Here is a 19415-nt window from a genome sequence, read left to right on the forward strand (position 1 = left end):
CGCGGGGCTCGGGGTGCTGTGCGGGGCGATCCTGCTGGTGCACCCGATCTCCTCGGTGGCGGTGGTGATCGGGGTGGTGGCCTTCGCGCTGCCGGGCCTGGGCCGTGCGCTGCCGCACTGGGTGGCAACTGCCGTGACAGCGGCGGTAGTTGCCGCCGCCTGGCCCTACTACTCCGTCTTCTCCCTCGTCGGAGACGAGTCCGTCGACTGGATCCACCGGCAGCTCTACACCGAGATGCCGCAGCGCTTCTGGCTGGCGGCCCTGGGCCTCCCGGCCCTGTACCTCCGCTGGCGCAGGGACCACAAGGACCCCCTGATCCTGATGTTCGCCCTGGAATGCGCGGTGGTCGCGTACGGCTGGCTGAGCGGCCACTACACCTACGGCCGCATCCTGGGGCTGACCCTCGTCCCCCTCCAGTTCGCCCTCGCCGTCGAACTGGCCGCACCCCGCCCCTGGGGCACCCGGAGGGCCGCCCTCGCCGGAGCCACCGCGCTGGGCGCCTGCGTCGGCTTCTTCCAGATCCAGGCGGGCGCCGTCGTCCCCCGCACCCTCGACCCCATCGGCTTCGACCAGCCCCCGCGCTGGCCCAGCTACGGCTGGGCGGCGAGCCGGCTGCGCGAGGGCGACGTCGTCCTCACCGACGGCTACGGCCCCACCCGCACGATCCCCGCCTTCGGCGCCAACCTCGTCGCCCCGGCCTGGCCGGACCCCGCGCTGGACGAGGGCGAACGCAACCACCGCCTCCAGGAGGTACGCGACTACCTCGCCCCGGAGTCGACCCGCGCCGACCGCAAGGCGATCGTCCGCCGCTATCACGTGCGCTGGCTGCTGCTCTCGAAGGACCAGCGGGTGCCGTCCGAGGCGGTGGTGGTGGCGTGGGGACCGCAGACCGGAGAGGTGCTCGCCCGGGTGTCCGGGTAAGGGCGACCCACTCCGATCCGATGCAATCCGATGCGATCCGCCCGCAAAAGACCCCCTAATCGGATAATGACCCGTAACCTCTAAGATTTACCCGTGGATCCTTCTCTGCCCCTTTCGTCGCCCTCGTCCCCGTCCCCGCAGGTCTGCGTCGTCGTGATCGGCTACAACGACGCGGCGCACATCGCGGACGCGGTGCGCTCGGCGCTCGCCCAGGGCCCGTCCGTCCGCGAGGTGATCGCCGTCGACGACTGCTCGACGGACGGCAGCGGCGAGCTGCTCGCGGAACTCGCCTCGCGGGAGCCGCGCCTGAAGACCATCCGCCGCGCGGCCAACAGCGGCGGCTGCGGCACGCCCCGCAACGACGGGGTCGAGGCCACGACCTCCGCGTACGTGATGTTCCTCGACAGCGACGACGTACTGCCGCCCGGCGCGGTCGACGCCCTCCTGACGGCGGCCGCCGCGCACGACGCCGAGGTGGCCACCGGCCTGTGCGTGCGCCGCGAGCTGCCGTCCGGCCGTGAGACACCCTGGCAGCCCCTGCTCTACAAGAAGGCGCAGCTCATCGCCCGCCCGGAGCTGCGCACCCGTCTCGTCCACGACACGCTCTGCGTCAACAAGCTCTACCGCACCGACTTCCTGCGGCGGCACGCGATCCGCTTCCCCGCGGGCCGCTTCACGTACGAGGACTTCGTCTTCACCGCCCGCGTCCTCGCGGCGGGCCCGCGCATCGCGCTGATCCCCGACCCCGTCTACGTATGGAACGTGCGCCGCTCGGCGACCAGGCTTTCGATCTCCCTGGACCGTACGGGCATCGCCAACTGGCAGGCCCGCATGGAGGCCCACCGCCGGTCGGTGGAGATCCTCCGGGACGCGCCGAGCGCGACGGGCACGGCGGGCAAGCGTCTTGCGCGGGCGTCCCGCGCGAAGTTCGTCGACCACGGCCTGCGGATGTACGCGCGCGAGCTGACCACGCGCAGCCCCGAGTACCGGCGGGAGTGGTGGACGGCCACGCGCGCGTACCTCGCGACCTTCGACACCGCCGACCTGGACGCGGCGCCCGCGCCGGGCCGGGTCATCGCCCGGCTGATCCTCGCGTCCCCCGAGCCGCGCGACCTGCCCCGGATGCAGGCGGTGGCGGCCCGCCCCGCGCGCCTCTCGCCCCCGTACGCGCGGGCGTCCGACGCCACCCCGATCTGGTCGGACGACCTCCCCCAGGTGACGCTGGAGCATCTCCTCGTACGCCCCGTCCGGCTCCTGCCGCTCGCGGTGGACGCCGAACTGCGCCCGCGCGCGGGCGGGAGCCGGCTCACCCTGCGCCTGCACGAGCTGTACGGCCGGGTCGCGGACGCGGGCCCCGCCACGGTCGACGTGGAGCTCACGGCCCGCGACGGCTCCGGCCCCGGCCTGCGCCGCACGGCGGCGTTCAGCCCCGCAGGGGACGGCACCTGGCTGACGGAAGCCGTCCTCGACCTCGGCTCGCTCGGCGGCGGCGTATGGGACCTGCGCCTGCGCCTCCGCTTCGGCGACGGGACGTCGCGCGACACCACGGCGCGCGCGGTCGCGGGCCCCGGACTGCTGCGGCGCGCGGTCCTGCCGGGGCGGCGCGGGATCCTCCTTGCCCAGCCGTACGCCACGCAGGCGGGGAACCTGGCGGTGCGGCTCGCGCCGGGGATGCGGGGCGTGGCGGGGGTGGCGAAGCGGCGCCTCGCCCGCCTGGTCCGCGTCCTGGGCGGCGGGGACCAGAGCGCGAAAACCCGCTGACGCGCCCCGTATGCCGCCTCTGCGAAACTGCACATCCACGAGAACCACTCCACTCCACTTCACCCCACTCCACGTCACTCCACTCGCGACAAGACGGGACAGACCATGACCTGGCTGATCACCGGCGGCGCCGGCTACATCGGGGCGCACGTCGTCCGCGCCATGACGGACGCGGGCGAGCGAGCGGTGGTCTACGACGACCTGTCGTCGGGCATCGCCGAGCGCGTCCCGGAGGGTGTGCCGCTGGTGACAGGATCGACGCTGGACGCGGACCTGCTCGCCCGTACGCTCGCCGGCCACGAGGTCACCGGTGTCGTGCACCTGGCGGCGAAGAAGCAGGTGGGCGAGTCGGTGGAGCAGCCGCTGCGGTACTACCACGAGAACGTGGAGGGGCTGCGGGTCCTGCTGTCGGCGGTGACGGAGGCAGGCGTCCGTTCCTTCGTCTTCTCCTCGTCGGCGGCCGTGTACGGCATGCCCGACGTGGACCTGGTGACGGAGGAGACGCCCTGTCTCCCGATGAGCCCGTACGGCGAGACGAAGCTGGCGGGCGAGTGGCTGGTCCGCGCGACGGGCCGGGCGCACGGCCTGTCGACGGCGTCGCTGCGTTACTTCAACGTGGCGGGCGCCGCCACCCCCGAGCTGGCGGACACGGGCGTCTACAACCTGGTCCCGATGGTCTTCGAGAAGCTCACGGACGGCGCGGCCCCGCGTGTCTTCGGCGCGGACTACCCCACCCCCGACGGGACTTGCGTACGCGACTACATCCACGTCGCCGACCTGGCCGAGGCCCATGTCGCGACGGCCCGCAAGCTGGCGTCGACACCCCCCGGCACGGACCTCACCCTCAACATCGGCCGGGGCGAGGGCGTTTCGGTACGCGAGATGACCGACCTCATCAACGAAGTGACGGGCTACGACACGGCACCCGAGGTCACAGCCCGCCGCCCCGGCGACCCGGCCCGCGTGGTGGCATCGGCGACCCGCGCGGCCACGGACCTGGGCTGGTCGGCCAAGCGGGACGTGCGCGACATGGTGACGTCGGCGTGGGCGGGCTGGGTGCGGCTGCGTCCCGAGGCGGCGCGGACACGGTAGTTCGCGATGCGGCGGAGAGCCAGGGGTGTCCGGGCGTCCGGCGGTTGATCGCCACCCCCCTCGTCGTCAACGCCTCCACCAGCTTCGCGTTCGACGGCGTGAAGCAGGTCCTGATCAGCGTCGGCACGGGCACGGTGTGCCTGGCGTCGGGCGTGAGCCTGGCCCTGATGAAGCGCGCCGAGAAGCGGGCGCCGCCCAGATCTGAGCCGCCTCACGGAGCCCTCATCCGACTCACAGCGCCTTGAGCCCCGCCGCCGTAGCCGTGGCGAGCCTGCCCAGGTAGCCCTTGGGCAGCTCGGCCCGCACCACGACCGAGCGCCAGTAGAGCGGCCCGGACACGAGGTCCAGGGCGAGATCCCCGTCGGCGCTCTCGCGCATCTCGCCCCGCTCCACCGCGGCCCGGACGATGCCGCTCGCCACCCCGTGCTGCCCCTCCCGCAACGCCTTCTGCAGGGCCTCGGCGATCTCCGGATTGCGGGCCGCCTCCGCCTGCAGATCCGGGATCACCTGCGAGGCCACGGGATGCCGCAGGGCGCGTGACGTCACCTCGTACAGCAGCCGCAGATCGCCTTCGAGCGAGCCCGTGTCCGGCGCCGGGAGCCCCTGCACCGCTATCGCCGACACCAGGTCAAGGACGAGGTGCAGCTTGGAGCGCCAGCGCCGGTAGACGGCGGTCTTGCCGACGCCCGCGCGGCGCGCGATGCCCTCGATGGACATGCGCGCGTATCCGACCGCCGCCAGCTCCGCGAAGACGGCGGCCCGGATGGCCTCGGTCACGTCCTCACGGAGCACCGCCGCCCCCGCGGGCGCCCTGCGGCGCGGTTGTTCATCTCCTGTACCGCTCGTCGTCATGCGGACAGCATAGAGCGTGACGACGATACGGTTGCGTTCCGACGTAGCGACGTCCTACTCTCGACGTTGCGACGATACGGGCCCGTCCCGACGTCAGAGCCCCACGACTCCCGAGTGAAAGCAGCGGACGTGAGTCAGGTCCTCGACACACCGCCCCGCACGGCCGCCGCCCCCGACCCGGCCGAGCTGGCCGCCCGGCACGGCCTGACGGTCAGCGGCGCCCGCCCCACGCTCCCCGCGTACGTCCGCCAACTGTGGCAGCGGCGCCACTTCATCACCGCCTTCGCGACCGCCAAGCTCACCGCGCAGTACAGCCAGGCCAAGCTCGGCCAGGTCTGGCAGGTGATGACCCCGCTCCTGAACGCGGCGGTCTACTACTTCATCTTCGGCGTGCTGATGAACACCAAGCACGACGTCGACGACTACGTCCCGTTCCTGGTCACCGGCGTCTTCATCTTCACGTTCACGCAGAGCTCGGTGATGGCGGGCACCCGCGCCATCTCCGGCAGCCTCGGCCTGGTGCGCGCCCTGCACTTCCCGCGGGCGGCACTGCCGGTCTCGTACTGCCTGCAACAGCTCCAGCAGCTGCTCTTCTCGATGTGCGCGCTGGTGGTGATCCTGCTCTGCTTCGGCGTGCCGCCCACCGCGTCCTGGCTCCTGGTGATCCCGGTCCTCGTGCTCCAGTTCACCTTCAACACGGGCCTGGCCCTGGTGATGGCGCGGCTCGGCAGCAAGACGCCGGACATCGCCCAGCTGATGCCGTTCCTGCTGCGTACGTGGATGTACGCGTCCGGCGTGATGTGGAGCATCGACGCGGTCCTCAAGGGCAAGGACCTGCCGCACTTCGTGAAGGTCCTCCTGGAGTGCAACCCCGCCGCGGTCTACATCGACCTGATGCGCTTCGCGCTGATCGACACCTTCCGGTCCGAGCAGCTCCCGCAGCACGTCTGGGCCTGGGCCCTCGGGTGGGCGCTGCTCGCCGGAGTCGGCGGTTTCATCTACTTCTGGAAGGCAGAGGAGACGTACGGCCGTGGCTGAGACGACATTGACCCCCACCAGGACGGACCTCCCGGCGTCCGCACCCGCCCCCACCGTCATCGCCGACGCCGTCGACATCGTCTACCGCGTCCACGGTGCGGGATCCCCCGGCGGTCGCGGCGCCGCGACCGCCGCGCTCGGCCGCATCCTCAGGCGCGGCAAGGGCGACGACACCACCGGCGTACGCAAGGTGCACGCCGTCAAGAAGGTCTCCTTCACCGCGTACAAGGGCGAGGCCATCGGCCTGATCGGCACGAACGGCTCGGGCAAGTCGACCCTCCTGAAGGCGGTCGCCGGGCTTCTCCCCGTCGAGAGCGGCCGCATCTTCACCGACGGCCAGCCCTCCCTGCTCGGCGTCAACGCGGCCCTGATGAACGACCTGACCGGCGAGCGCAACGTCATGCTCGGCGGCCTGGCGATGGGCATGTCCCGCGAGCAGATCCAGGAGCGCTACCAGGACATCGTCGACTTCTCCGGCATCAACGAGAAGGGCGACTTCATCACGCTGCCCATGCGGACGTACTCCTCCGGCATGGCGGCCCGCCTCCGCTTCTCCATCGGCTCCGCCAAGGACCACGACGTACTCCTCATCGACGAGGCCCTCGCGACCGGCGACCGCTCCTTCCAGAAGCGCTCGGAGGCCCGCATCCGCGAGCTGCGCAAGCACGCGGGCACGGTCTTCCTGGTCAGCCACAACAACAAGTCGATCCGCGACACCTGTGAGCGCGTGCTCTGGCTGGAGCACGGCGAGCTGCGGATGGACGGCCCGACCGAGGACGTCCTGAAGGAGTACGAGCGGTTCACGGGCGGCAAGAAGTAGCTCACCGCCCGAGGATCACCTTTCGAGGAACCGGAACAGCTCCTCCCAGCGGCGCACGATCTCATCCGTCGTATAGCGCCGGATGTTCTCCCGCGCGAGCTCGCCCATCCGGTCCCTCAGCTCCTTGTCGGACATCAACGTGTCCAGCCTGCGGGCGAGTTCGGCGGTGTTCCCGAGCCGGGCGAGCAGCCCGTCCACGCCGTCCCGGACGATCTCGTGGACGCCGGGCGCGCAGTCGAAGGCGGCGCACGGCACCGCCGTGGCCATCGCCTCCATCAGCGCGAGCGGGAAGCCCTCGCCGCGCGACGACTGCACGAACACCGAGCCGCCGCGCAGCGCGCCCGGCACGTCGCTCGTGCGGCCCATCCACTCCACGGAGTCGTCGAGGCCGAGCGCGGTGCACTGCTTCTTGAGGATCTCCTCGTCCTCGCCGGAGCCGTAGATCCGCAGCGTCCAGTCCGGGTGCAGCGGCGCGACCTCCGCCCAGGTGTCGAGGAGCATGTCGATGCCCTTCTGGTCGTGCAGGCGCCCGATGCTGGTGACGACCTTCTCGGTGCGCTTGGACGGCACTTCGGGCATGAAGGGCAGCGGGTTCGGCATGAACGAGGCGTTGTCCAGGCCCTGCCTGATCCACAGGTCGGCGTCCTCGCGGGTCAGCGCGAGCATCCGGTCGACGTCCGCGTAATGCTTGCGCACCCGCCCGAAACGCGAGCACGCCCGCGAGTACGCGAACGACTCATGGCTCATGCCGATGACCAACAGGCCGGTGGTGTCGGCCAGTTCGACCCACTCCATCGCCCACACCTGCGTGACGATGACGACGGCACCGGGACCGGCCTGCGCGAAGAGCGCGGTCAGCTTGGCGGCCTGCTCGTGCATGCCCTCCTGACGGCGTGCGCGCTGCCGGTGCTCGGCCACGTTGAGCCGCCCCTTGATGCCGCGCGCCGGGCCGACGCGCGGCGGGTGCTCGTCGTACAGGGTCGTGGTCGGGTACGGCAGGCCGGTGCCGATGTCCTGCGGGACGCCCGGCTCGGTGACGCCGATGACGTGCACGCGGTGGCCGCGCTCGACGAAGAGGCGGGCCATCTGATGGGACCAACTGGTGATCCCGCCCAGTTCGTTGACGCTGTTGGAGACGAAGAAGATGTCCCGCTGACTCACTTGCCGCTCCAGTGTGAAAAGAACTGCTCGACGACGCTCCTGGCCGCGTCGCCCTTGTCGTACTCACCGAACTCGGCGACGAACTCCGCCCGCGCCGCCGCGTACTCCAGTGCCTGCTCGTCCAGCGCCTTCAGCGCCCCGAACAGTTCCTCCTCGGTGTCGACCACCGGGCCGGGAGCTCTCTCCCGCAGGTCGAAATAGGTGCCGCGGCCTTCGTGGACGTACTCCTCGTAGTCGTACGTGAAGAACAGCATCGGCCGGTCGAGGAGCGCGTAGTCGAACATCACGGACGAGTAGTCGGTGATCATCGCGTCGGCGAGCTCATAGAGCGGTGTGACGTCGTGATGCGCGGAAACGTCGATGACGCGGCCCCGCACGGACGGCGGGAGCACGACGTGGTTGAGGTAGTGCGAGCGCACGAGCAGGACGTAACGGTCGCCGAACTCCTCCGCGAACCGCTCGACGTCGAAGGGCAGTTCAAAGCGCCCGTGCCGTCCGCCGTGCCGCCGGAAGGTCGGCGCGTACAGGAGCACCCGCTTGTCGTCGGGGATGCCCAACTCGGCGGCCAGCGGGCCGCGTTCGCGTACGCCGCTCGCATCCTCCAGCTTCTTGGCCCGCACCAGCGCGTCGTTGCGCGGATAGCCGACGCGCAGCAGCACCTTCTCCTTGAGCCGCAGGGCCTTCGCGAGGGTGCGTACATCGTGCTCGGAGCGGATCAGGAAGCGGTCGAAGCGGTCCAGGACGCGCTGCTGCTCGTCCTGCTGGGGCTTGCTGCGCAGCTTCCAGGCGGGTTCGTCGAAGCCCATGCGCTTGAGCGCCGAGCCGTGCCACGTCTGGATGTACGTCGTCTCGGGGCGCTTGGTGAGCTTGAGCGGGTAGCTCTGGTTGTCGACCCAGAACTCGGCCTGCGCCAGGGCGCGGAGGTAGGGCAGCGACCAGCGCCGCACGAGCGTGGCGTCCTCGGGGAAGCCCTGGGGGCTCCCGCTGTAGGACCACACGGCCTCGAAGTCGAGGCCCTGGCGGCGCATCTCCTCGTAGATGGCGCGGGGGCTGTCGCTGTACTGCTTGCCCAGGTGGCTCTCGAAGACGACCGTGCCCTTGCGCACGGGAAGGCGGCTGAACACCTCGTCGTACACGCGCAGTCGGCTCTTCCCGGAGGTGAGGTCCTTGCGCAGCTTCTTCGCCCTGCGGTAGCCGGACTTGGCGAGCCGGCCCGGCATCCCGTGCGTGCCGCGCTCCACGAGCTCCTGGATGCGGCCGCCCGCCGCCTGCGTGGTGACGAGCCGGAACGCGAGGTGCCCGCGCTGCGAGACCTCGGGCTCGATGTGATCGGCGACCAGGCGGGTCAGCCGCGGCCGCACCGGAAGGAGCCCCTCGGCGAGCCCCGGAGTGCTCGCGGTGAGCCGGGTCCTTGTACGCACCCCGTCGGCGGTGAGGTGCAGGCGCACGTCCCACACCGCGTCGACGACGCCGAGCGGGCGAAGGCGCCGGGCGAGGTCGGCGGTGGCCTCCCAGGAGATCGCGTCGCCCTCGTGGCGCAGGTCGGAGACCGGGAAGCGGAAGGACTGCAGGCTGCGCCGCCGGGCGCTGAACTCAAGGTCGGCGGTGAGCACGGCGTCCGGGCCGATGATGCCGAGCGGGTTGGTGACGCGGCCCGCCATCCGCACGGCGCCCGCCGGCTGCCCCGTCCCCGCCCCCTCCTCCTCGTACCGCGTCAGAACGTCGCGCAGGAACATCTGGTCGAGGCGCTTGCCGTGATAGCCGAGCGCGGTCACGTCCAGGACCTGGCGGCCGAACGGGTCGTCGAGGTGTTCGGCGCACCAGTAGACGCGCCCGTCCCGCTCGGCCAGCGGCGAGGAGATCTTGTCGCGGTTGGTGAGGGTGTCCACGGCGGGCAGCAGGTTGTCCCAGTCGCCCTGCTCGAGGAGGTAGGCGCAGATGGCCTGGACGGGCTGCACCTCGGCGTACGCCGCGCGGTCGAGCCCGGCGAGATAGTCGCGGGCCAGGCCCGCGAACTCCTGCCGGTAGGAGGCGTCACGGAACGGCAGGTCGCGCAGGTGCAGCACCAGGTCGTGCTTGAGGAACTTGATGTCCTTGGCGAGCCGCAGCTCGTCCAGGCCGCGCTCGGCGAGCAGCGCGTCGATCCGGCGGTGAATCTCCATCCGGTGCCGGAAGTTGGTCATCTCGTGGCGCCGGTTGGTCACCGACTTCTCGGCGGCGCGCTCGTGGACGTGCCAGAAGTAGACCTGGTTGGGGATGAGCGTGATGCGGCCGGCGGCGAGGTAGGCCTCGGCGATGAACATCAGGTCCTCGTAGAACATCCCCTTGGGGAAGCGGAGGGCGTTCTCGACGAGGAAGTCGCGGCGGTAGAGCTTGTTCGTGGAGAGCGTGTCCCAGACGAAGAGGTCGGGCAGCTCGGTGACGGACTCCAGGGTGCGGGTGGTGGCGTAGAGCCAGGGGTACCACTGGTCGCGCTTCTTGTTGCGGGTGTCCATGGAAAGGCGTACGCAGAGTCCGGAGACGATGTCGGAGTCGTCGCGCTCGGCGGCCTCCAGGAGGTTGCGGCAGGCGTTGCGTTCCAGGACGTCGTCGCTGTCGAGGAACATCACATGGCTGCCGACGGTGTGCCCGATGCCCACGTTGCGGGGCTCGCCGCCCGCGCCGCTGTTCTCCGGCAGCTGGTAGGCCCGCACCCGTTCGGGGTGCTCGGCGGCGAGGCGCCGGGCCGTCGCGTACGAGCCGTCGGTGCTGCAGTCGTCGACGATGACGACCTCCACGGAGCGCAGCGTCTGGTCGAGCACCGAGGCGACGGCGGTCGGCAGCCGCTCGGCGTCGTTGTAGACGATCACCACTACGGACACATCGGGTCGCGCCTCCGGCGTCCCCCGCTCACCTATCGCTCCCATGCGTCCCTCCAGTCGGATACCGGCTCATCCTACTAATTATCGCCAATGCCCGATTAGCGCCCTTCAGGGGGGTGTGATTGGCCCAGTCCGGCTCAGTCCGGCTCAGTCCGGCTCAGTCCGGCTCAGTCCGGCTCAGTCCGACCCTGTCCGGATACGCGAAAGGGGCGCCCCGAGCCGGTGCAGGCTCGGGGCGCCCCTTCGACGTACGACGGATTACGAGTGCGTACGCAGCAGCGTCCGCATCGTCCGCATCGCGACCGACAGGTTCGCCAGGTCGAACGCGTCCGAGCTCTGGATCTCGTCCAGCGTCGTCCGCGACCGGCTCAGGATCGCCGCGTTCTTGTCCTCCCAGGCCTTGAACCGCTGCTCGGGAGTGTCCTCGCCGTTCCCGGCGGCCAGCACGTCGGCCGTCAGGGCGGCGTGCGCCGCGTACAGGTCCTCACGGATCGACGCGCGCGCCATCGACTGCCAGCGGTCGGCCCGCGGCAGCTCGATGATGCGGTCCATGAGCTGGGTGATCCGCAGCCGGTCGGCGAGGTCGTAGTAGACCTCGGCGACGGCCATCGGGTCCTTGCCCGTGCGGTCGGCGATCGCGACGATGTCGAGCGACGGGAAGGCGGACGAGAATCCGGCCACGCGCTGGGCCAGTGCCTCGGGGACACCCGCGCCCGTCAGCTCGTCGCGGATGCTCTCGTACCACTCCAGGTCGGAGCCGCGAACCAGCTTCGGCAGCTCGGACCAGACCTCGGCGACGCCCCTGCTGAAGAACTCGATGGTCCCCGCGAGCTCCAGCGGCTGCGGCCGGTTGTTGAGCAGCCAGCGCGTGCCGCGCTCGACGAGCCGGCGCGAGTGCAGCCGGATCCGCGTCTGGACATCGGCCGCCACCACGTTGTCGAGCGCCTCGACGGCGTCCCAGACCTTGCTCAGACCGAAGATCTCACGGGCCGCGAGCTGCGCCCTGACGATCTCCTCCAGGGAGGCCCCGGTCTCTTCGCGCAGACGGTGCAGGAACGTCGAACCGCCCGTGTTCACCGTGTCGTTGACGAGCACCGTCGTGATGATCTCGCGACGCAGCGCGTGCCCGTCGACCTGCTCGGGGAACTTCTCGCGCAGCGCCTGCGGGAAGTACGCGTGCAGCAGCCGGCGCAGATACGGGTCGTCCGGCAGCGACGTCTGGATCAGCTCGTCGGCGGCCGTGATCTTCGTGTACGCGAGGAGCACGGCGAGCTCGGGCTGGGTGAGCCCGCGGCCGGAGTTGAGCAGTTCGCGGATCTGCCGGTCGGTCGGCAGGAACTCCAGGCCCCGGTCCAGATGCCCGTCGCGGCCCAGGCGCCGCATGAAGCGCTGGTGGGCGTGGAGCAGGGACGGCGACTGGGCGACCGCGTTCGACAGGGCGGTGTTCTGCGCGTAGTTGTTGCGCAGGACCAGCTCCCCGACCTCGTCGGTCATCGCGGCGAGGAACTTGTTGCGCTGCTTGACGGTCATGTCGCCGTTCGCGACGACCGCGTTGAGCAGGATCTTGATGTTCACCTCGTGGTCGGAGGTGTCCACGCCCGCGCTGTTGTCGATGGCGTCGGTGTTGATGTGCCCACCGGCGCGAGCGAATTCAATGCGTCCCAGCTGGGTCAGACCGAGGTTGCCGCCCTCGCCGACGACCTTGACGCGCAGGTCGGCGCCGTCGACACGGATCGCGTCGTTCGCCTTGTCGCCGACGTCCGTGTTCGACTCGGCCGACGACTTCACGTACGTACCGATGCCGCCGTTCCACAACAGGTCGACCGGCGCCTGGAGGATGGTCTTCATCAGGTCGGCGGGGGTCATCTTGGCGACGCCCGACTCGATGCCGAGCGCCTCGCGGATGTGCGCGTTGAGCTGGATCGCCTTGGCGCTGCGCGGGAAGATCCCGCCGCCCGCGGAGAGCAGCTCCTTGTTGTAGTCGGCCCAGGAGCTGCGCGGCAGCTCGAAGAGGCGGCGGCGCTCCGCGTACGACGTCGCGGCGTCGGGACGCGGGTCGATGAAGATGTGCCGGTGGTCGAAGGCGGCGACGAGCCGGATGTGCTCGGAGAGCAGCATGCCGTTGCCGAACACGTCACCGCTCATGTCGCCCACGCCGACGACCGTGAAGTCCTCGGTCTGGGTGTCGGTGCCCAGCTCCCGGAAGTGCCGCTTGACGGACTCCCAGGCGCCGCGGGCGGTGATGCCCATGCCCTTGTGGTCGTAACCGGCGGAGCCGCCGGAGGCGAAGGCGTCACCGAGCCAGAAGTTGTACGACTGGGCGACCTCGTTGGCGATGTCGGAGAACGTCGCGGTGCCCTTGTCGGCGGCGACCACGAGGTATGTGTCGTCCTCGTCGTGCCGCACGACGTCGGCCGGGGGCACGACATCGCCCGTGACGAGGTTGTCGGTGATGTCGAGCAGCGCCGAGATGAACGTCTTGTAGCAGGCCACACCCTCGGCGAGCCACGCGTCGCGGTCCACCGACGGGTCGGGCAGCTGCTTGGCGACGAAGCCGCCCTTGGCGCCCACCGGCACGATGACGGTGTTCTTCACCATCTGCGCCTTGACCAGGCCGAGGATCTCCGTACGGAAGTCCTCCTTGCGGTCGGACCAGCGCAGACCGCCTCGCGCGACCTTGCCGAAGCGCAGGTGCACGCCCTCGACGCGCGGCGAGTACACCCAGATCTCGTACGCCGGACGCGGCGCGGGAAGGTCGGGGATGGCCTGCGGGTCGAACTTCATGGAGACGTAACTGTGCGGCTTGCCGCCCTCCGCCTCCTGGAAGAAATTGGTCCGCAGGGTCGCCTTGATGACGGTGAGGAAGGACCGCAGGATCCGGTCCTCGTCCAGCGAGGCGACCTGGTCGAGGGCGGCGTCCAGCTCCTCGAGAAGGGCGTCCGTCAGCTCGACGCCGGCACTCTGGCGGTCCGGGGACATCCGCGCCTCGAAGAGCGAGACGAGCAGCCGGGTGGTGTGGACGTTGTTGCGGAGGGTGTCCTCCATGTAGTCCTGGCTGAACGTGGAGCCCGCCTGGCGCAGGTACTTGGCGTAGGCGCGGAGCACCATCGCCTGACGCCAGTTGAGCCCGGCCCGCAGGACCAGCGAGTTGAAGCCGTCGACCTCGGCCTCGCCCGTCCAGGCGGCGGCGAAGGCCTCCTGGAAGCGCTCGCGGCCGTCGTCGCCCAGGTAGTCGCCGTTGCCGTTCTGGGACTTGGGCAGGCGCAGGCCGAAGTCGTAGATCCACGCGTTCGTACGGTCCGTGCAGCGCAGCTCGTAGGGCCGCTCGTCGGTGACCTCGACGCCGAGGCGCTGGAGCACCGGCAGGACCGCGGAGAGCGAGACCTGGGCGCCGGAACGGTAGATCTTGAAGCGGCGCTCACCGGGGGCGGCGCCCACCGGCTCGTACAGGCTGAGCGCGAAGTCCTCGTGGCCGGCCTTCAGCCGCTCCAGGTGCACCAGGTCGGCGACGGCGGCGCGCGGCGTGTGGTCCGCCTTGTAGCCCTCGGGGAAGGCGCCCGAGTACTGGCGAAGCAGCTCGGCGGCGCGCTCCTCGCCGCACTCGGCGGTCAGCGCCTCGGCGAAGCCGTCGGACCAGGAGCGGGCGGCCTCGACGAGCCGCGCCTCGATGCGGTCGGTGTCGGCGTCGGTGAGCTGCGGAATGCCGCCGCCCGGCGCGACCCGGATCACGAAGTGCAGCCGGGAGAGGACCGACTCCGTGTTCCAGGCGGTGAAGTCGACGCTGGTGCCGCCGAGCTCCTCCTTGAGGATGTCGATGATCCGCAGCCGTACGCCCGTGGTGTAGCGGTCGCGGGGCAGGTAGACCAGGGCGGAGTAGTAGCGCCCGTACTCGTCCTTGCGCAGGTAGAGCCGCAGCCGGCGGCGCTCCTGGAGGTAGAGGACGGACGTGACGATGGACCGCAGCTCGTCGGCCGGGGTCTGGAAGAGCTCGTCGCGCGGGTACGTCTCGAGGATCTGCAGCAGGTCGCGGCCGTCGTGGCTGTTGGGCGAGAAGCCCGCGCCCTTGAGGACCTCGTCGACCTTCTTGCGGATGACCGGCACGCGGCGGACGGACTCGGTGTACGCGGCGGACGAGAAGAGCCCGAGGAAGCGCCGCTCACCGACGACATTCCCCTCGGCGTCGAACTTCTTCACGCCGACGTAGTCGAGGTAGCTGGGCCGGTGCACGGTGGCACGGCTGTTGGCCTTGGTCAGCACCAGAAGCTTGTGCTCGCGGGCCTTCGCGCGGGCGTCCGCGGGCAGCCGGCTGAAGGACGGGCTCACCGGGTGGTCGTCCGTGCCCGCGTGGTGCGGGTCGGCGCGCAGGATGCCGAGGCCGGTGCCGGGCACCGCGGCGAGCGCGTCGCCGTTCATGAGGTCGTACTCGCGGTAGCCGAGGAACGTGAAGTGGTTGTCGGCGAGCCACCGGAGCAGCTCACGGGCCTCGTCGACCTCCTGGTCGCGCACGTCGTCCGCGGTCGGCTCGGTGGGGAGCTCATCGGCGATGCGCAACGCGGCGTCGCGCATCTTCTCCCAGTCCTCGACGGTCTCGCGTACGTCGGACAGGACCCGGAGCAGATCGGCGCTGATCTGCTTCAGGTCCGCGCGGTCGGTCTCGCGGTCCATCTCGACGTGGATCCACGACTCGGTGACCGCGTCGTGCGGGCGCTCGGCGCCGGGATCCGTCGTCAGGACCTCGAGCAGCTTGCCGGTCAGATCCCGGCGGACCACGACCTGGGGGTGGATGACGACATGAATGCCGCGCCCCTGGCGGGAGAGCTCATTGGTGACCGAGTCGACAAGGAAGGGCATGTCGTCCGTGACCACCTCGACGACGGAGTGGCTGCACTGCCAGCCGTTCTCCTCGACGGTCGGGGTGTGCACCCGGACGTTGGCCGTGCCCTGGGGGCGGTTCTCGGCCAGCCGGTAGTGGGAGAAGGCGGCTCCGAAGACGTCGACCGGGTCGCGGTCGGCCAGGTCCTCCGGGGCGGTGTGCAGGTAGTAGCGCTGGAGGAACGCGAGGACCGTGTCCTGGTCGGATGTGGCCTCGTCGCCCTTCGACCCGGTGGGTGCCCCGTTCGGTAGGCGCCCCCCAACCGGGCTGTTCTCAGCTACGCGGGCGGCTCGGGTGAGCAGCTCGGCCTTGGCTTCGTCCAGCTTGGTCTGCATTGTCCTCTGACTCCTGTCGCGCGCCGTTGCGTGACGTAGAAGGAAGTGATTCGACGTAACGCCACGACACGGGGTCTCCGGTCGAAGTCGACGTTATGCCGCGGTGAGAGATGAGCGGGCGGTTATGCGCCATTGTCGGCACCGTCGGCGGGTTCGCCGACCGGTGGCCGCGAAGACCTGACTGGCCGCACCGCGAAGAGGCGTCAGCGACGGCCCGGGCACGGATGTCATCCGTGTTCCCCGGGCGCAGGACGGGGGCGCTCGCGCCCCCGCGGGATATCGCGCTGATCACGGGTCAAGGCTATCGCTCCGCACCCGGGACTCGTCATGAGCCGTATGTGTACAAAAGAGGGGGTGCAACTTTGACAGTCTGCACAGAGACTTCCCGCCATCCGTCAGCTGTCGGCCCTCTTGGCAAACCGGACGGGCGGATGCACGTTGAGCGGGACGGACGGACAGTTGAAGCAGACCCGACGGGCAGACCTCACCTGGGGAGCGAGCACCGATGGCGGCCAAGATCCTGATTGTGACCGGCGACGCGGCAGAGTCGCTGGAAGTCCTCTACCCCTACCAGCGGCTGCGCGAGGAGGGGTACGACGTCCACATCGCCGCCCCCGCGCGCAAGAAGCTGCAGTTCGTGGTGCACGACTTCGAGCCCGGCTTCGACACGTACACGGAGAAGCCCGGCTACACCTGGCCGGCGGACCTCGCCTTCGCCGAAGTGGATCCGGGTCAGTACGCCGCTCTGGTGATCCCGGGCGGCCGGGCCCCGGAGTATCTGCGCAACGACCCCGAGCTCCGCAAGATCCTCAAGTCCTTCTTCGACGCCGACAAGCCGGTCGCCCAGATCTGCCACGGCCCGCTCCTGACGGCGGCGATCGGCGGCCTGACCGGCCGCAGGGTGACGGCGTATCCGGCCCTGGAGATGGACATGCAGGCGGCGGGCGCGACGTTCCAGGACGCGGAGGCGGTGGTCGACGGCACGCTGGTCTCGGCCCGCGCGTGGCCGGACCACTCGGGGTGGATGAGGGAGTTCCTGACGGTGCTGAGGGCGAAGGCGCCGGTGACGTAGGGCGCGGCCGGGCTACGTATACCGATCAAGGCCGCCCGCGCGAAATGCGTATACGGGTATGAGGCGGTACCGATGCGCGGCGCCCGCCGGGGCCGCCAAGCTGTTCCCGTGCCGCTTCCCGGACGGACCGGGGGCGGGGTGCCGGACAGTGAAGTGGTCAACTCCCTCACATCTGTCGTGGCTAACGGCACCCGCCCGGAACCTCCAGGAAGCGGCACAAAGCGGTCGGCTGCCCTCGTCGGCGAGGGCAGGCGGTCCGCTACGACATCCCTCGAGCCCTGCGGCACGCCCTGCGTGGGCGGGCCAGGCGGCCCGACGCCCTAGGGCCTGTCCGATGGGTCCTGCCGGGGTCGCGACCCCTGGCACGCACTCCCCCAAGCTCTCGGCTTCGCTCGAGCAGGGAGGTGCCTCCTCCGGCATTGTCGTCGGTTGCCAACGCTCCGCGTTGTCGCCCTCCTCCGCCTTGCAGCTGCACGCACCAGGGCCCGCTCGGCCCTGATCAATCGGCACCCGGCGCGAAGGCCGGCCTGACCCATCGGACAGGCCCTAGGCGGCCAACCGCTCCGCGACCTCCACGGCCTCGGCCAGGCTGTCGACGACCGGAACCCCGGCCTCCGCCAGGCTGCCCCTGCTGTGCGAACCCCCGGTGTAGAGCACGGCCCGCGCCCCCACATGCGCCGCGGCCACGGCGTCGTCGACGGCGTCACCGATCACCACGGTGCGCCCGGCATCGGCGACTCCCTCAAGAGCGGCGAGATGCGCCGCCATCCGCTCCGCCTTGCCGGCGTGCGAGGTATCCATCCGCCCGTCGATCCGTACGAAGTGCTCCTCGATGCCGTGGCTCCGCACGATCGGCACCAGGTGCTCGTGCGGCGCGAGCGACAGCAGCGACTGCGTACGTCCCTCGGCCCGCCGCCCCGCGAGCAGCTCGGCGGCGCCGTCCGCGAGCCCGCATCCCTCGGCCCGCGCCCAGTAGTGCTTGTGGAAGACGGCGTCCATCACGTGCCACTCCGCCTCTGTGGGCAGCCGGCCCATCAGGCGCTCGTAGAACTTGGGCACGGGCACGCAGTACAACTCGCGATACCGCTCGAGCGTGATCGACTCGAGCCCGATCTCCGCGAAGGAGGCGTTCGTCGCCTCGATCACGGCATGAATGTCATGCAGGAGCGTCCCGTTCCAGTCCCACACGATGTGCGCCCCGCGCTGCAGCTTCCCCATACAGGAACGGTACCCATACCGCCTCGCGGGGAGACAGCCCGGCGCTTGAGAGCGCTCGAGAGCTAGATCAGCCCGGGAATCTCCTGGGTCGCGAACCACAGCAGCTCATGGTCCTCGACCCCGTCCACCACGAACCGCGCATCGTCGTCACCCTGGTCAGCGGCCCCCAGCACCTCCGCGGCCGCGGAGACATCCCCCTCCGCGTCCCCCGCGTCCACATGCACGGCGGCCACCTTCTTCAGCCCCAGCACACCCTCGACCCGCACCTCACCGAGCGCCCGCTGGTCAAGACCCCGGTCGGGGTCGACGGAAGCCGCACCGTCCGGCACGTCCGCCGCCAGCACGACCCGCCGCCGCGCCGCCCCCGGATCCCCCGCGACAAGACGCAGCGAGGCCTGCGCGGCCCGGTTCAGGGCGGCGTACTCCAGTTCCTCGATGTCGTCCGAGACGTACCACTCACGCAGCGCCGGCGTCACGGCGTACGCGGTCAGCGGCCCGGGCCCCAGCTCGCCCGCCTTGTACGCCTCTGCGAGACGGGGCAGGGTCAGGGGAACGTAGACGCGCATGACGATCCGCTTTCGTAGTCGGAAGAGCTCCCGCCGGAAGCCGCCCGGAGGGCCTCCGGACGCCGCCCGGAGGGCCACCAGAATACGTGCGGGAGTCCCCCTTCGGAGTGCGCCCCACACCCTCTGCCCGCGTCACCTCGAGCGCCCACAGGTCACCCGGGCCGACCCGGCAGCCAGAAGGCGCGCCGCACCCCCGGCCACCCTGATAGGGGACATTCCCCCAGACCTGTCCCCGGCGCCCGCGCCCCTTGCAGCGGCACCCGACGCCCCCGTACAAGATCCCCGACACAAGTTACCCCCCGGTATAGAAACCGGGACGGCAGCGACGGAGGCGACGCGGCATGCACAAGGTGATGACCAGGCCCCGCTCACGACCGGCGATCACCCGCCCGCCGGGCCGCAAGGACCCACGGCGCCCCACCGCACAGACGCGCCCGCCCAGGACGGCGCCGCAGCCCCCACCGCACCCCACCGAGCTGTTCACCGAGCGCCTGCTCCTGGTCCTCAGCGGCCAGAAGCCGGTGCACTGGGCGGCCCGCCACATCGCGAACACGGCCTTCGACGACCTGGCCAGGCTGGCCGAGCACACGCCCCTGAACGTGGACGGCCGCCGCCCCACGATCCACCGGATCGGCCACTACGAACCCAGCCCGGGTGTCTACGAAGTCTTCGCGCGGATCGGCACGGGACCCGCCCTACGGGCCCTGGCGTTCCGCCTGCACCTGGGCGCGGACCAGAGGTGGCGCTGCACGGCGGTGGAGGTGGCGGCCCCTGGCCGTTCCCGTTCCAGGTGACACCGCGCTACAGGGCAACGCAAAGGGGCACTACAGGGCAACGCAAAGGG

Annotated in this window: 13 protein-coding genes and 1 pseudogene; 8 read left to right on the forward strand and 6 right to left on the reverse strand. The window is 70.6% G+C overall.

Features of this window, described 5'->3' with window-relative positions:
* The 4 genes and pseudogenes from E2651_RS20285 to E2651_RS20300 form a co-directional block, all read left to right on the forward strand.
* A pseudogene (locus E2651_RS20285) lies at window positions 1–922 on the forward strand (hypothetical protein); the annotation flags it as partial.
* A gap of 93 nt (window positions 923–1015) precedes the next feature.
* Entirely contained in the window at window positions 1016–2683 is a 1668-nt protein-coding gene (locus tag E2651_RS20290; protein ID WP_245239027.1) for a glycosyltransferase, read from the forward strand.
* A 105-nt stretch (window positions 2684–2788) separates the two neighbouring features.
* Complete coding sequence (galE, locus tag E2651_RS20295) at window positions 2789–3775, forward strand: UDP-glucose 4-epimerase GalE (protein ID WP_135332589.1); 987 nt, start codon at window positions 2789–2791, stop codon at window positions 3773–3775.
* 44 nt (window positions 3776–3819) lie between these two features.
* Window positions 3820–4020, forward strand: a complete 201-nt coding sequence (locus E2651_RS20300) for a hypothetical protein (RefSeq protein ID WP_135332590.1) — start codon at window positions 3820–3822, stop codon at window positions 4018–4020.
* Here the strand turns inward: E2651_RS20300 and E2651_RS20305 are convergent.
* Window positions 4007–4627 carry a TetR/AcrR family transcriptional regulator gene (locus E2651_RS20305; RefSeq protein ID WP_135332591.1) on the reverse strand — a complete coding sequence of 207 codons (621 nt, stop codon included), beginning with the start codon at window positions 4625–4627 and terminating at the stop codon, window positions 4007–4009. The two genes, E2651_RS20300 and E2651_RS20305, sit on opposite strands and share 14 nt — an antisense overlap.
* Before the next feature lie 129 nt (window positions 4628–4756).
* Between E2651_RS20305 and E2651_RS20310 the strand changes: the two genes are divergently transcribed.
* Both E2651_RS20310 and E2651_RS20315 read left to right on the forward strand, forming a co-directional pair.
* Window positions 4757–5665, forward strand: a complete 909-nt coding sequence (locus tag E2651_RS20310) for an ABC transporter permease (protein ID WP_135332592.1) — start codon at window positions 4757–4759, stop codon at window positions 5663–5665.
* Window positions 5658–6485 (forward strand): ABC transporter ATP-binding protein, encoded by an 828-nt coding sequence (locus E2651_RS20315; protein WP_135332593.1) that lies wholly within the window; start codon window positions 5658–5660, stop codon window positions 6483–6485. The genes E2651_RS20310 and E2651_RS20315 overlap by 8 nt, the downstream gene beginning before the upstream one ends.
* A gap of 15 nt (window positions 6486–6500) precedes the next feature.
* Here E2651_RS20315 and E2651_RS20320 read toward each other — a convergent pair whose 3' ends face one another.
* From E2651_RS20320 to E2651_RS20330, 3 genes are all read right to left on the reverse strand, one after another.
* Entirely contained in the window at window positions 6501–7646 is a 1146-nt protein-coding gene (locus tag E2651_RS20320) for a glycosyltransferase (protein ID WP_135332594.1), read from the reverse strand.
* Window positions 7643–10552 (reverse strand): bifunctional glycosyltransferase family 2 protein/CDP-glycerol:glycerophosphate glycerophosphotransferase, encoded by a 2910-nt coding sequence (locus E2651_RS20325; protein WP_135332595.1) that lies wholly within the window; start codon window positions 10550–10552, stop codon window positions 7643–7645. Before E2651_RS20325 ends, E2651_RS20320 begins: the two co-directional genes overlap by 4 nt.
* Before the next feature lie 213 nt (window positions 10553–10765).
* Entirely contained in the window at window positions 10766–15715 is a 4950-nt protein-coding gene (locus tag E2651_RS20330) for an NAD-glutamate dehydrogenase (RefSeq protein ID WP_135332596.1), read from the reverse strand.
* A gap of 505 nt (window positions 15716–16220) precedes the next feature.
* Here E2651_RS20330 and E2651_RS20335 point away from each other — a divergent pair.
* Complete coding sequence (locus tag E2651_RS20335) at window positions 16221–16787, forward strand: DJ-1/PfpI family protein (RefSeq protein WP_135332597.1); 567 nt, start codon at window positions 16221–16223, stop codon at window positions 16785–16787.
* A 546-nt stretch (window positions 16788–17333) separates the two neighbouring features.
* Here the strand turns inward: E2651_RS20335 and E2651_RS20345 are convergent.
* The gene (locus E2651_RS20345; protein WP_135332598.1) at window positions 17334–18005 is read right to left on the reverse strand and encodes an HAD family hydrolase; all 672 of its coding nucleotides are present in this window, start codon (window positions 18003–18005) and stop codon (window positions 17334–17336) included.
* Between the two features lie 62 nt (window positions 18006–18067).
* Window positions 18068–18571, reverse strand: a complete 504-nt coding sequence (locus E2651_RS20350) for a hypothetical protein (RefSeq protein ID WP_135332599.1) — start codon at window positions 18569–18571, stop codon at window positions 18068–18070.
* 341 nt (window positions 18572–18912) lie between these two features.
* On the opposite strand from E2651_RS20350, the gene E2651_RS20355 reads away from it, so the two are divergent.
* On the forward strand, window positions 18913–19365 hold the full coding sequence (locus E2651_RS20355) for an Rv3235 family protein (protein ID WP_135332600.1): 453 nt from the start codon (window positions 18913–18915) through the stop codon (window positions 19363–19365).
* Window positions 19366–19415: the final 50 nt, after the last annotated feature.

Origin of the sequence: Streptomyces sp. MZ04, from assembly GCF_004684775.1 — a bacterium.
Taxonomy (GTDB): Bacteria; Actinomycetota; Actinomycetes; order Streptomycetales; family Streptomycetaceae; genus Streptomyces.